Origin of the sequence: Pelistega europaea (assembly GCF_013133775.1) — a bacterium.
Classification (GTDB): domain Bacteria; phylum Pseudomonadota; class Gammaproteobacteria; order Burkholderiales; family Burkholderiaceae_B; genus Taylorella; species Taylorella europaea.
The window spans coordinates 36,404-49,128 of record NZ_JABGBO010000003.1 but is presented as its reverse complement, the minus strand read 5'-3'; the positions used below and the strand labels follow the sequence as shown (position 1 = coordinate 49,128).

Annotated in this window: 11 protein-coding genes and 1 tRNA gene; 5 read left to right on the top strand and 7 right to left on the bottom strand. The window is 41.2% G+C overall.

All coding sequences use genetic code 11. The features are described from left to right. Positions 1-57 precede the first annotated feature (57 nt). Positions 58-1,485, bottom strand: a complete 1,428-nt coding sequence (ffh, locus tag HKX40_RS03125; RefSeq protein ID WP_171588114.1) for a signal recognition particle protein — start codon at positions 1,483-1,485, stop codon at positions 58-60. Positions 1,486-1,549: 64 nt separating this feature from the next. On the opposite strand from ffh, the gene HKX40_RS03120 reads away from it, so the two are divergent. From HKX40_RS03120 to ampD, 3 genes are read left to right on the top strand one after another with little or no spacing between them, the layout of a single operon-like run. After that, complete coding sequence (locus HKX40_RS03120) at positions 1,550-2,410, top strand: cytochrome C assembly family protein (RefSeq protein WP_171588113.1); 861 nt, start codon at positions 1,550-1,552, stop codon at positions 2,408-2,410. Further along, positions 2,407-2,655 (top strand): PP0621 family protein, encoded by a 249-nt coding sequence (locus HKX40_RS03115; RefSeq protein ID WP_171588112.1) that lies wholly within the window; start codon positions 2,407-2,409, stop codon positions 2,653-2,655. The genes HKX40_RS03120 and HKX40_RS03115 overlap by 4 nt, the downstream gene beginning before the upstream one ends. Position 2,656: 1 nt before the next feature. Next, positions 2,657-3,241: a 1,6-anhydro-N-acetylmuramyl-L-alanine amidase AmpD gene (ampD, locus tag HKX40_RS03110; protein WP_171588111.1), complete on the top strand. Its 585-nt coding sequence runs from the start codon at positions 2,657-2,659 to the stop codon at positions 3,239-3,241. On the opposite strand, the gene HKX40_RS03105 is transcribed toward ampD, so the two are convergent. Both HKX40_RS03105 and HKX40_RS03100 read right to left on the bottom strand, forming a co-directional pair. Next, positions 3,233-4,183 (bottom strand): lactate/malate family dehydrogenase, encoded by a 951-nt coding sequence (locus HKX40_RS03105; RefSeq protein WP_171588110.1) that lies wholly within the window; start codon positions 4,181-4,183, stop codon positions 3,233-3,235. The genes ampD and HKX40_RS03105 overlap by 9 nt on opposite strands. Before the next feature lie 507 nt (positions 4,184-4,690). Further along, a tRNA-Leu gene (locus HKX40_RS03100) sits at positions 4,691-4,775 on the bottom strand. A gap of 322 nt (positions 4,776-5,097) precedes the next feature. On the opposite strand from HKX40_RS03100, the gene htpG reads away from it, so the two are divergent. Continuing rightward, positions 5,098-6,984: a molecular chaperone HtpG gene (gene htpG / locus HKX40_RS03095; RefSeq protein WP_171588109.1), complete on the top strand. Its 1,887-nt coding sequence runs from the start codon at positions 5,098-5,100 to the stop codon at positions 6,982-6,984. Between the two features lie 118 nt (positions 6,985-7,102). Here htpG and pip read toward each other — a convergent pair whose 3' ends face one another. From pip to HKX40_RS03075, 4 genes are all read right to left on the bottom strand, one after another. After that, positions 7,103-8,044: a prolyl aminopeptidase gene (gene pip, locus HKX40_RS03090; RefSeq protein WP_171588108.1), complete on the bottom strand. Its 942-nt coding sequence runs from the start codon at positions 8,042-8,044 to the stop codon at positions 7,103-7,105. A gap of 36 nt (positions 8,045-8,080) precedes the next feature. Further along, entirely contained in the window at positions 8,081-8,884 is an 804-nt protein-coding gene (gene trmB / locus HKX40_RS03085; RefSeq protein ID WP_171588107.1) for a tRNA (guanosine(46)-N7)-methyltransferase TrmB, read from the bottom strand. Positions 8,885-8,899: 15 nt separating this feature from the next. After that, entirely contained in the window at positions 8,900-10,972 is a 2,073-nt protein-coding gene (metG, locus tag HKX40_RS03080) for a methionine--tRNA ligase (protein WP_171588106.1), read from the bottom strand. Positions 10,973-11,166: 194 nt separating this feature from the next. Next, on the bottom strand, positions 11,167-11,463 hold the full coding sequence (locus HKX40_RS03075) for a hypothetical protein (protein ID WP_171588105.1): 297 nt from the start codon (positions 11,461-11,463) through the stop codon (positions 11,167-11,169). 162 nt (positions 11,464-11,625) lie between these two features. Here HKX40_RS03075 and apbC point away from each other — a divergent pair, with 162 nt between their 5' ends. Next, positions 11,626-12,717: an iron-sulfur cluster carrier protein ApbC gene (apbC, locus tag HKX40_RS03070; protein WP_171588104.1), complete on the top strand. Its 1,092-nt coding sequence runs from the start codon at positions 11,626-11,628 to the stop codon at positions 12,715-12,717. Positions 12,718-12,725 lie beyond the last annotated feature (8 nt).

The window sequence follows — 12,725 nt, the reverse complement described above, 5'->3', positions numbered from 1 at the left end:
GACTAAGTTGTTAGAAGTACTCCCTACAGGTTGGTGTAACTTGTAGGGAGTTTTTAGTTAACGCCGCTTCCCAAAGCCTCCAAAGCCGCCCATGCCTCCCATTCCACGCAGGGCATTCATACCACGCATTAGCTTACCCATACCGCCTTTTTTGAATTGCTTCATCATACCTTGCATTTGGTCGAATTGTTTTAATAGACGATTTACTTCTTGTACAGGCACGCCAGAGCCTTTGGCAATGCGTTGTTTGCGTTTGCCATTGATAATCTCCGGTTTACGACGTTCTAATGGGGTCATAGAGCGAATAATACCCTCTGTACGACGCAGTTGCTTTTCTGCCTCTCCTTCTTTAAGCTGCGCTGCTGCCTGTGCAAACTGTCCAGGTAATTTCTCTAACAAACTACTCATGCTTCCCATTTTCTTGACTTGCTGAAGTTGTTCCAGAAAATCATTTAAATCAAAGCGGTCACCGCTCTTGATTTTTTTCGCCATCTTTTCGGCTTCAGCCATATCGATATTGCTTTGGACTTGTTCGACCAAAGATACAATATCCCCCATGCCAAGCACTCGTTGTGCCATACGCTCTGGGTGGAACGGCTCTAAACCGTCGATTTTCTCTGAAACACCGATAAATTTAAGAGGTTTGCCTGTGATATAACGAACTGATAGGGCAGCACCACCACGTGCATCACCATCTAATTTAGTAAGTACAACACCAGTCAATGGTAGAGCTTCGGAGAATGCTTTGGCTACATTGACTGCGTCTTGCCCCTGCATAGCATCCACTACAAATAGGGTCTCAATGGGCTTGAGTAATTGATGGAGTTCGGCGATTTCTTTCATCATCGCCTCATCAATACCAAGACGACCTGCCGTATCCACAATCAATACATCATAAAAGTGACGCTTAGCATGGTCTAATGCGGATAGAGCAATATCTTGAGGTTTTTGATTAGGGTCTGAGGGAAAAAAGTCCACGCCTACTTGTGCGGCAACTGTTTTTAATTGCTCAATCGCTGCAGGGCGATAAACGTCTGCACTGACTACGAGTACTTTTTTAGGGTTAATCTTACGCCCTTGCTGTTTAAGCTGACCAGTACTTAAGAGTTTGGCGAGTTTACCTGTTGTGGTGGTCTTACCTGCACCTTGCAAACCTGCCATTAAAATGACAGCGGGTGGTTGGGTGGCTAGTGATAATTCAGCAGCAAACTCACCTAAGTCCCCACCCATCAAAGCGGTGAGTTCTTTGTGAACAACGCCAACTAATGCTTGGCCTGGATTTAAGCTAGTTGCAACTTCCTGTCCCATAGCTTTGGATTTGACTCGCTCAATAAAGTCGCGTACTACGGGTAGGGCAACATCGGCCTCAATCAGGGCCATACGAACTTCACGCAACATGTCCTTAGTGTTGGACTCAGTAAGACGAGCCTCTCCACGCATGGTTTGCATGATTTTTGATAAACGGTTGGTTAAATTATCAAACATATTTTTTGCTAGAGTGGGTTATACTTGTAAATCATTCCCTGTATATTTTGGGCTTTTAAATTTTATGTCAACCGATATTGTATTGCACTATTTAGCCGCGTTGTTCTATCTTGGACTTGGCACCTCAATTTGGTTTGCTTTATTAAAACAAAAAGAAGTCAATAAGCGTACCATCCCGATTCCTATCTCTATTATTTTCTTTATTTTGATTGTTATTCAAGGATTTGCTATCCATTTGGGAATGTTATCCAGTGGGCAGATTCGTATTAATTGGACTTTGGGGCTGTCATTTACACTTTGGCTGGGAGTGATGGTATATTGGTTTGATAGTCATTTTATGAAGATTAATGGCTTTCAACTATTGTTATTGCCAATTGGTGTGGTGATTTGTGTACTTGCTGCATTGTTTCCCACCTCTGGGCTTAGTACAACGATTAATGTACCTACAAAGCTGTTTATGGTGCATCTAGTGACTTCTTTATTTGCCTATAGCTTGATTGCATTGGGGGCATTGCAGGCACTTATTATGACAAGTCTAGATAACTATCTGCACCGACCGCAGCACTTTAGCACGACCCCAAGCTTGTTATCGCGAGTATTAGATGCTCAACCCCCTTTATTAGTACAAGAGCGTTTATTGTTTCGTATTATCTGGATAGGCTTTGCATTATTATCAGTCTCCATTGTGACAGGTATGTTTGTCTCAATGGATTTAACAGGACGTATCCTGCCCAATGACCACAAGACCTTTTTTACCCTGTTATCTTGGGTGATTTTTGGGACTTTGCTGTTTGGGCGTATGATGTGGGGGTGGCGAGGACGTATTGCATTGCGTTGGACATTATGCGGGTTTGCGTTGTTGATGTTGGCTTATACTGGTACACGTATTATTTTTGAAGAAGTTTTACATAAGAGCATCTCATGAAATTTCTGATTTTTGTTTTGATAGTGTGGGGTGTTATTCATCTATTGCGCCACCGGTCAGTAGTAGCCTCACAGTCTCGTAAGTATTCAAGAACGGGTGCTCCACAAGGTCAAGCGGCTAAGACTATCACTATGGTGCAATGTGATCATTGTGGGGTGTACCTGCCTGAGAATGAGGCTATTATTCGTCAAGGACATGTTTGGTGCTGTACTGAACATGAGCGTCTAGGTAAGAGGATATCTTGATATGTCGTTGTGTCTGGATAGACATGGTTGGTTGGTCGAGAAAAATGGGGTGCGTAAGATTCCTTCTCCTAATTTTAACGAACGACCAGTGGGGCAGGTAGCAAAATTACTTGTTATTCATAATATTAGCTTGCCACCTCAGCAGTTTGGGGGACCTTATATTGAGCAACTGTTTACAAACTCTTTGGAAGTAGAGCATCATCCCTTTTTTAAAGAAATTGTTCACTTGCGTGTCTCAGCTCATTTTCTTATTCGTAGAGATGGTGAAATTATACAGTTTGTGAGTACGGATAAACGTGCTTGGCATGCCGGAGTTTCCTGTTTTGAAGGGCAGGCTATGTGCAATGACTTCTCTATTGGGATAGAGCTAGAGGGTAGTGATTTTGAGCCGTTTACTAATGAGCAGTATCTACAGTTAGCTTCATTAAGTCAGGTGTTAAAAAACCGTTATCCTTTGCGTGCAGTAAGAGGGCATGAACATATTGCCCCTACTCGTAAAACAGATCCAGGGCCGTTTTTTGACTGGAATCGTTATCGAGTAGAGGCTCAGTGGGGATGGCGAGCACTGCCATTACTTTTAGCCTAATAGCTTTGTATTTTCTACGACATGCTGAACTACTTGACGTAAATGAGTGGCTGTGTTTTGTAATGCTGCAATATCCTCATCAGGTAATTGATAACGAATTTGGCGTACGATACCTGTGCGAGCAATAACAGTGGGGACATTAAATACAATATCGCGAATTCCATATTCGCCACGCATGAGAACGCCAACAGGCAGAACAGAGTGTTCATCAACAGTAATCGCGCGAATAATTCGGAAAACACTGGCGGCAATACCATGGTTGGTATTGAGTTTACGATTAAAGATATCAATCCCTGCCTGTTTCACCTCTTCTAGTAAATGGGCTTTATCAAAAATCGGCAATCCATTGCTACGACAATAATCATCTAGTGATTGTCCTGCGACCTGTACCAATCCCCATGGGATAACACTGCCAGAGCCATGTTCTCCCCACACCATACCAAAAACATTTTTGGGATCTACATTAACGTATTGGGAAATGATTTTCATTAGGCGAGCAGAGTCAATGACACAACCAGCACTGATCACTTGATTAGGAGAGTATGGGGTGTTAGCGATAATAAAATGTGTCAAAATATCGCATGGATTAGTCACGATAACAAGAATTGCATTGGGTGCATATTCCCATAGTTTTTTGGCAATATCAACAGCAATAGGGGAGTTGATTTGTGCTAAATCTAAACGATTTTGCCCTACTTTTATTTGGGCACCAGCAGTAATCACAATGACATCACTTTGTGCAGTATCTTCATAATTACCTGAATAGACTCGGGTGTTTTTAGCATACGATAAGGCACTAGTGTGGCTAAAATCAAGGGCTTCTCCTTCGCTACGATCTTTATTTAAATCCACTAGTACAATTTCTCGACAGTTTCCTAAATTAAGAAGGTTTTGACAAATACCCACACCTACTGCACCAACCCCAATAATAGATATTTTCATAAAAACTCCTCACAATAATATGAAACAGGTACGACACGTAAATGATGAAATGAATTAGAGATAATAAAAAGTATAATTATGTCTTTTTGTAAATAAAAGAGAGGTAGGAGAATTGCTAATGAGTGAATAGGCTAGGAATTGTGTGAAGATGGGGATGGGGACTAGTGTTGCACTTTTTTATAATTCAGATGGGAAGGGTGTTGCTTTTTAAAAGCAGAAAAATCATTAATGAATTTTCTTGGTGCATTCTGCACAAGGTGTGAGCGGCTTGTTTAAAAGCTCGTATATGGTGATGTTTTTAGGGGAGTCAAATAATTTTTTGGAGTAAAAAATCTTGAATGTGTTATTGCCACAAAAGAAGCACACTTTGAAATAATCAAATAATTTTTTGAAGTAAAAAATCTTGAATATTGCTTAGAGTATTCTGAGGAGGGGGAGTATTTTTTCCTGAATAGGAATTCTGTTTATCTGCAACCTTTGACTGTATTGATGCAATCAATGAGTTTGTGGTGCCCGGGGCCGGAATCGAACCGGCACGCCTTGCGGCGGGGGATTTTGAGTCCCCTGCGTCTACCAATTTCACCACCCGGGCTCATTGATAGATTGCAGTGTAATCAACTGATAGGGTTGCTATTTTATCGAACTTTTACTTTCTTGTCACTATGGGGGCAAAAAATTATTAAGAAGAAGGTCAGTTTTTTATAGATTTGTTGTTTTATTGCCTAAATTATTTCTGAGTTGGTGGTGCGTTTTATCAGGTCAAATAGGTTTTGTTTGTTTACTTTTAAAGTAGCTGTTGGACTTCCTTTATGTTTTTAAACTAAATCTTTTAATAATATTTTCTTTTTCATACTGTCTTGAAAAAAACTCTTTTCATCCCCATCTGCCAAGCAAATTATTTTTGGAGGATTTATATGTCTAATGCACAAACGATGGGATTTCAAACTGAGGTTAAGCAATTACTTCAGTTGATGATTCACTCCCTCTATTCTAACAAAGAGATTTTCTTGCGCGAGTTGGTTTCTAATGCATCAGATGCTTGTGATAAATTGCGTTTTGAGGCGATTAATCGTCCAGAATTATTAGCAGAAGATAGCGATTTGCGTATTCGTATTAGTTTTGATGAGACCAAGAAGACTATTACGATTGACGATAACGGTATCGGTATGACGCATGATGAAGTGATTGCAAACCTGGGTACAATTGCTCGTTCAGGTACCAAAGAGTTTTTTGCTTCGTTGACAGGAGATCAACAAAAAGATGCCCAACTTATTGGTCAGTTTGGTGTGGGATTCTATTCTGCTTTTATTGTTGCTCATAAAGTGGAAGTTCTTACTCGCAAAGCGGGTGTAGCAGCCAATGAGGCAGTACATTGGGTGTCAGAGGGGCAAGGTGAATTCACGATTGAATCAGTTGAGAAAGCATCTCGTGGTACCACAATTACACTTTATGTGAATGAGGAAGGAGAGCGTTTCTTAAACAACTGGGTGTTACGTGATGTATTGCGACGTTATTCAGATCATATTTCTATTCCTATCCAAATGGAGAAAGAAGAGTACGATGCTGAGAAAAGTGAAAGTAAAAAGACCGGTGAATGGGAAAATATCAACCAAGCAAATGCTCTCTGGACACGGCCTAAATCCGAGATTAGTGATGAACAATATAAGGCATTTTACTCACATATCAGCCATGATTATGATGAGCCTTTATGTTGGGCACATCACCGTGTAGAGGGGCGTACAGAGTATACTCAATTATTGTATATCCCTAAACATGCTCCGTTTGATTTATATGACCGAGATGCAAAACGCGGTGTAAAACTATATGTCAAACGAGTTTTTATTATGGATGATGCCGAACAGTTATTGCCTTCTTATCTGCGGTTTGTGCGAGGAGTAATTGATTCATCCGACTTGCCATTAAATGTATCGCGTGAAATTTTGCAAGAAAGCCGAGATGTGAAATTAATCCGCGATGGGTCAGCTAAACGCGTACTTAGTATGTTAGAGGATTTAGCAGACAATCGTCCTGAGGATTATGTGACATTTTGGTCGGAGTTTGGTCAGGTATTAAAAGAAGGCTTAGGAGAGGATCAGGCGAATCAGCAACGTATTGCTAAATTAGTGCGTTTTGCCTCTACTCATGATAATCAACCTGCACAAACGGTTTCTTTGGATGACTATGTGTCTCGCATGAAAGAGGGGCAAGATAAGATTTACTATGTTGTTGCAGAAAATTTTGCTAATGCAAAAAGTAGTCCTCATCTTGAAATTTTCCGTCAAAAAGGCATTGAGGTCTTGTTGCTTTCTGACAGAGTGGATGAGTGGATGCTTACTTATTTCCGCGAGTTTGATGGTAAACAACTAGTGTCTGTCTCTAAGGGAGGTTTGGATCTTGAGAAACTTAGTGATGAGGCAGAGAAGCAGCACCAAGAAGAAGTAGCACAAGAATTTAAACCGCTTGTGGAGCGTTTACAAGAGGCTCTCAAAGACAAGGTGAAAGAGGTTCGTGTTACTGCACGCTTGGTAGATTCTCCTTCTTGCGTGGTGGTAGGTCAAAATGAACTTAGCCCACATCTCTTACGTATGCTGAAATCAGCAGGGCAAGAAGTGCCTGATATGAAACCTATTTTTGAGATTAATCCAGACCATGCTTTAGTGAAGAAACTCAAAGAGGTAGAGGGTGAGGATTTCAGTGATTTAGCAGAGGTTTTGTTTGATCAAGCGATGTTGCTTGAAGGAGCACAGCTTGCTGATTCAGCGGAGTTTGTGAAAAGGCTTAATCGTTTATTAGTGAAATAAATCAAGATTATTCTTGGGTTTAATGTAGTACAACTAGTGGCTGAGAACATGGTTAAGATTTTCTCAGCCATTGTTGTATTTTCCATATAGATAAGAGGATGAGACAGGCTTACCTTTTTTACTCTTCTACAGCCTTATCTGTCGCCTCAATTAGTGCTTTAAGAATACCTGGTTCGCTATAAGCATGTCCAGCATCATTGATAAGGACGAATTTTGCATCGGGCAAGGCTTTATGTAAATCCCATGCGGTTTTCATTGGGGTACACATATCATAGCGCCCCTGTACGATAACAGTAGGGATATGTCGGATTTTATAGGCATTACGAAGTAGTTGCTCGTCTTCAAAAAAACCATTATGCATAAAATAATGATTTTCGATACGAGCAAAAGCGACTGCAAAACCATCTGCAGAGAAGTGGTTTGCTGTCTCTGGGTCTGGCAATAGAGTAATGCCTCGGCCTTCCCATAGTCCCCATGCTGTGGCAGCAGCTAGCTTTTCTTCCTCATTGTTGCCAGTAAGGCGACGATGAAAGGCAGATAGCATATCATAACGCTCTGCTTCTGGAATAGGGCGAACATAGTCTTCCCAGTAATCAGGATATACAAACGAAGCCCCCTCTTGGTAAAACCAACGGATTTCTTCTTGGCGACACATAAAAATGCCACGCAAAATTAGTTCGCTGACATGGTTAGGGTGTGTTTCTGCATATGCTAAAGCTAGTGTAGATCCCCAAGAACCTCCAAAAATCATGACTTTTTCCACACCAAGCACTTCTTGACGTAAGCGTTCAATATCGCTGACCAAATGCCATGTTGTATTATTTTCTAGAGATGCTTTAGGCAATGACCGACCACAACCACGTTGATCAAATAACATGATATGGTATTTTTCAGGGTTGAATAAACGGCGATGATTGTCTGAGCATCCAGCACCAGGACCACCATGCAAAAATATCACGGGTTTGCCATTAGGGTTGCCACAAAGCTCCCAATAGACTAAGTGTCCATCTTGTGTATCTAAAAAACCAGTTCTATAAGGGGTAATAGCGGGATATAGCATGATATTTGATTGATTAGCGTAACAGCTTGGTAAGTATTAGATTTTTTTAAATACTACATCCCAAGAACTATGACCTAGTCTAAAACCTCTAGTTTCAAATTTTGTCTGTGGACGGTAGTCTGGTTTAGGAGCAAAACCATCAGCGGTATTGCATAACAAAGGCTCGTTACTTAGTACTTCTAGCATCTGTTCTGCATAGTTCTCCCAGTCAGTGGCACAATGAATATAGCCACCAGATTTTAAGCGTTGTGCTAGCAAATGAACAAAAGGTCCTTGAATTAGGCGACGCTTATGGTGACGTTTCTTAGGCCAAGGGTCGGGGAAATAAATATGAATCCCATCTAGACTTTCTGGGGGAATCATGTGATTAACTACATCAACAGCATCATGTTGAATGATACGTACATTATGCAAGTTGGAGGCTTCGATGCGATTGAGCATAGAACCTACCCCAGCAGGAAATACCTCAACACCAAGGAAGTTATCACCAGTACGTGTTTGAGCAATCTTCTCCGTTGTCTCTCCCATACCAAAACCTATTTCTAAAATGGTTGGGGCATGACGTCCAAAGACAGTAGCAAAATCTAGCAGCTGATCTTGATAGGGAATAGTCCATTTTGGGGCTAGCCTATCAATCGCATGTTGCTGTCCTTGTGTAATATGTGAACGACGGTGGACAAAACTACGGATATGCCCAAAACGAGGGTGAGAATCCTCTTTAGTAGATAGGGTGGCTTGCCCCTTATCTGAAGAAGAGTTCGATGTGTCCGCAAGGATTTGTTGTTCTTTGGTGGCGGTAGCTGATGTACCGCCTTGCTCTTCGATAGTGTGTGTGTTCATATCACCTCTACCTAACTAGCGAACACGCATACCCGGCTGAGCACCAGGGAATGGTTCTAGTACGTAGATGCCAGGATTAGCTTTTTCGTCGGCGTGGCTGGCTGCTAATACCATCCCTTCAGAAATACCAAACTTCATCTTGCGAGGAGCAAGGTTAGCTACCATAACAGTTAGCTTGCCTACTAAATCCTCTGGTTTATACATTGATTTAATACCAGAGAATACATTGCGGTAGTGACCTTCCCCTACATCTAAAGTTAGTTGCAAGAGCTTATCAGAACCCTCCACATGATTGCACTCAACAATCTTGGCAATACGCAGGTCAATCTTGGCAAAATCATCAATCTTGATGGTTTCTGCAATTTCTTCTCCCCCTGGTTTTGGGGTTTCTACTGCTGGAGCTGGAGGTTCTAGTAATGCGTCCACCTGTGTGGCGTCTACACGCTGCATAAGGTGTTTAAATGGAGCAATAGTTTGCGGTAGATCCATTGCATCGCCCCACACAAAGGTACGGTTAATGCCAAACAACTCTGATGCAATGCGTTCTGCTAATGCAGGCAATACAGGACTGAGTACCACAGATAAGGCTTTAAATCCGGCAATTGCACGTGAGCAGATGTCTTGTAATTGAGCTTTGGTGTCTTCACTTGCTGTGCTAATACCCTTGGCAAGAACCCAAGGAGCAGCTTGGTCAAATGCTTGGTTGACTGTGTCTGCATATGCCATCAATGTACGAATGGCACGACTATATTCACGGGCTTCTAAATCCTTACTTACGCTATCAACAAGTGTACTAATCTCAGTCAACATTTCATCCGTGCTACCAGAGTAGGCCAATTTCCCCTCAAAATGGCGGCTGATGAAATTAGCTGCACGACTGGCAATGTTGATGTACTTGCCGATAAGGTCTGCGTTAACACGTGCAATAAAATCTTCGGGATTGAAATCAACATCCTCAACCTTAGCATTGAGTTTGGCGGCAATGTAATAACGCATCCACTCAGGGTTCATGCCCAACTCTAGGTAGCGTAGAGGGGAAATACCTGTGCCACGGCTCTTAGACATTTTCTCACCACTGACAGTGATAAAGCCATGTGCATTTAGTTGGTCTGGTGTTTTACGTCCAGAGAACTTCAACATAGCAGGCCAGAAAAGGGCGTGGAAGTAGGTAATGTCTTTGCCAATAAAGTGAATTTGCTCGGTATCACCTTCCGGATCTAATAATGCATTGAAATCTATGCCTTTTTTATCACAATAGGCTTTGAGTGAGGCTAGATAACCTACTGGAGCATCTAACCATACATAGAAATACTTACCTGGCTCTCCAGGAATCTCAATACCAAAATAAGGGGCATCACGAGAAATATCCCAGTCATTGAGGTTGTTATTTTCGATGCTTTCGCCAAGCCACTCTTTAGTTTTACCAAGGACTTCATTTTGGAGATGTTTATATCCAAATTTGCTAGAACCTTGTGTCCACTCGTGTAAAAACTGTACACAGCGAGGATCAGAAAGATTAAAGAAAAAGTGCTCAGAGGTTTTTAATACTGGAGTTGCATTACTCAAGGTTGAGTAAGGGTTAATTAACTCTGTTGGTGCATAAACGGCACTACATACTTCGCAAGAGTCTCCATATTGATCCTTGGCATGACATTTAGGACATTCACCTTTAATGTAGCGATCAGGCAAGAACATACCCTTAACAGGGTCATAGAATTGTTCAATTGTACGCTTACTAATCAAGTTATTTTTCTTTAATGCAAGGTAAATATCACCAGATAATGCTTCATTTTCTGGGCTATGAGTACAGTGCCAGTGGTCAAACTTGATATGAAAACCATTTAGATAGATAGGACGTTCGTTGGCAATACGACGAACAAGTTCCTCTGGAGTAATGCCTTCTTTTTCAGCTTTAAGCATAATAGGGGCGCCATGCGCATCATCAGCCCCTACAAAGTGTACGGTATGACCTGACATACGCATCGCACGCACCCAAATATCGGCTTGAATATATTCCATAATATGACCAATATGGAATGAACCGTTGGCATAAGGAAGTGCTGTTGTTACAAAAATAGTGCGTGTCATTGTGTAATTACTTTAAAAAAATAAGAAAAATAAGATTTTAAACCAAAAGCGAAATTTTTAAATTAAAAGATTCCGTTCTCGATAAATGAGGGGTTATTTATTTAAAAATAGGTTTGTTTCAGACGAAAATAGTAAAATAGCACAGCTCATCAGATAAACATATGCAGATTAAATATCTTCAATAGTGATACAGCCTACGTATCGTGTTTAATTTCTCTCACCTCAGCATCACTGACATCCTGAGCAGGACGGCGGCTATAGCTAGGTTGACGAAAACGCCCGCTAAATTGAGAGCTGGTTTGTTTTGCTCGGGCACGAGATTGCTGCCAATATTCTGTAGCAGAGAATTTTTGACCACGAATAAGATAGACAAGATACATAATGCCTAGTGATACGACACCGACCACTAGCAAAGCGAAAGCCATACCAAGTCCGACAAGGGTAAAAAGTAATACCATTGCACCGCGGAATAATTGTCGAAGAAAGTCCATGATGGCTCCAAAAAAATGAGATTAAAAGAAAACGCTATAAAGACAACAGATTTAATATCTTCTTAATAAAAACTTAATGACATTGGGGTGTTTAAAGACAGGATAAAGTAAACCCGTTATGATAAAGTTTTCATTTGATTTTAACACCGATATAGAGTCCTTATGACAGTCAGTTTAAATCCTAGTATTGTTCTAACACAGCTTCAATCACTTAAAGACCCTCTTGTAGGGGAGGTTATCGGACACCTTTTGAAAGAAGAGGATATTCGTGTACATGGCTCTTCTGTCTTTGTCCAACTTACTCCAGGATATTATTTATCACCCTCAGAAGAGGAGGCATTGCAACAACAAGCATTGGTTTTGTTACAGCCTCTTGGTGTTAGTGAAGTGCGTTTGTCCGTTGTAAATGGGGTGCAACAGCATAAAGTTCAAGATGGTTTGCGTCCTTTGAAACATGTTAAAAACATTATTGCAGTGGCATCAGGCAAAGGAGGGGTCGGTAAAAGTACAACTGCAGTGAATCTAGCGGTAGCTCTGGCACAATCCGGGGCTAAAGTGGGAGTGTTAGATGCAGATATTTATGGACCGTCCCAACCGCTATTATTAGGAGTCAAGGACAAACCAGAACTGGATGCACAACAACATATGATTCCTCCTTATGCTCATGGAGTTTATGTGAACTCTTTCGGTTTTCTGATAGAGGATGATAAAGCAGCAATTTGGCGTGGTCCTATGGTTGTACAGGCGATGAATCAATTACTTAATTTGACTGCATGGCCTGATGTGGATTACTTAATTGTCGATATGCCTCCCGGTACCGGAGATATTGCGTTAAGTTTGGTGCAAAAAGTTCCTATTATTGGCGTAGTGATTGTAACAACACCACAAGATATTGCCCTTTTGGACGTACGTAAGGGAGTGAATATGTTTCAAACCGTAAATATCCCTGTGCTTGGTATTGTAGAAAATATGAGTGTGCATATTTGCAGCAACTGCGGTCATGTAGAGCATATTTTTGGTGAAGATGGAGGAAAGAAATTTGCTCAACAACTCGGTATTCCCTCTATTGGAGCTTTGCCTTTACATATTCGGGTGCGTGAACAGTCTGATAGTGGTTTTCCCATTGTAGCTCAAGAGCCTCAATCTGATGTTGGCTTGATTTATCGACAAATGGCTCGTAAGTTGGCGTTAAATGTTACTAAATTGCCTAAAGATATGACACACAAATTCCCTCCGATTGTGGTAAAACGGTAGAATAATAA

What these genes read in the sequence shown, in the direction of transcription:
- HKX40_RS03120 (WP_171588113.1), top strand. Translation starts at nt 1,550, where the DNA reads ATGTCAACCGATATTGTATTGCACTATTTAGCCGCGTTGTTCTATCTT.
- ffh (WP_171588114.1), bottom strand. Translation starts at nt 1,485, where the DNA reads ATGTTTGATAATTTAACCAACCGTTTATCAAAAATCATGCAAACCATG.
- ampD (WP_171588111.1), top strand. Translation starts at nt 2,657, where the DNA reads ATGTCGTTGTGTCTGGATAGACATGGTTGGTTGGTCGAGAAAAATGGG.
- pip (WP_171588108.1), bottom strand. Translation starts at nt 8,044, where the DNA reads ATGCTATATCCCGCTATTACCCCTTATAGAACTGGTTTTTTAGATACA.
- apbC (WP_171588104.1), top strand. Translation starts at nt 11,626, where the DNA reads ATGACAGTCAGTTTAAATCCTAGTATTGTTCTAACACAGCTTCAATCA.
- HKX40_RS03115 (WP_171588112.1), top strand. Translation starts at nt 2,407, where the DNA reads ATGAAATTTCTGATTTTTGTTTTGATAGTGTGGGGTGTTATTCATCTA.
- metG (WP_171588106.1), bottom strand. Translation starts at nt 10,972, where the DNA reads ATGACACGCACTATTTTTGTAACAACAGCACTTCCTTATGCCAACGGT.
- htpG (WP_171588109.1), top strand. Translation starts at nt 5,098, where the DNA reads ATGTCTAATGCACAAACGATGGGATTTCAAACTGAGGTTAAGCAATTA.
- HKX40_RS03075 (WP_171588105.1), bottom strand. Translation starts at nt 11,463, where the DNA reads ATGGACTTTCTTCGACAATTATTCCGCGGTGCAATGGTATTACTTTTT.
- HKX40_RS03105 (WP_171588110.1), bottom strand. Translation starts at nt 4,183, where the DNA reads ATGAAAATATCTATTATTGGGGTTGGTGCAGTAGGTGTGGGTATTTGT.
- trmB (WP_171588107.1), bottom strand. Translation starts at nt 8,884, where the DNA reads ATGAACACACACACTATCGAAGAGCAAGGCGGTACATCAGCTACCGCC.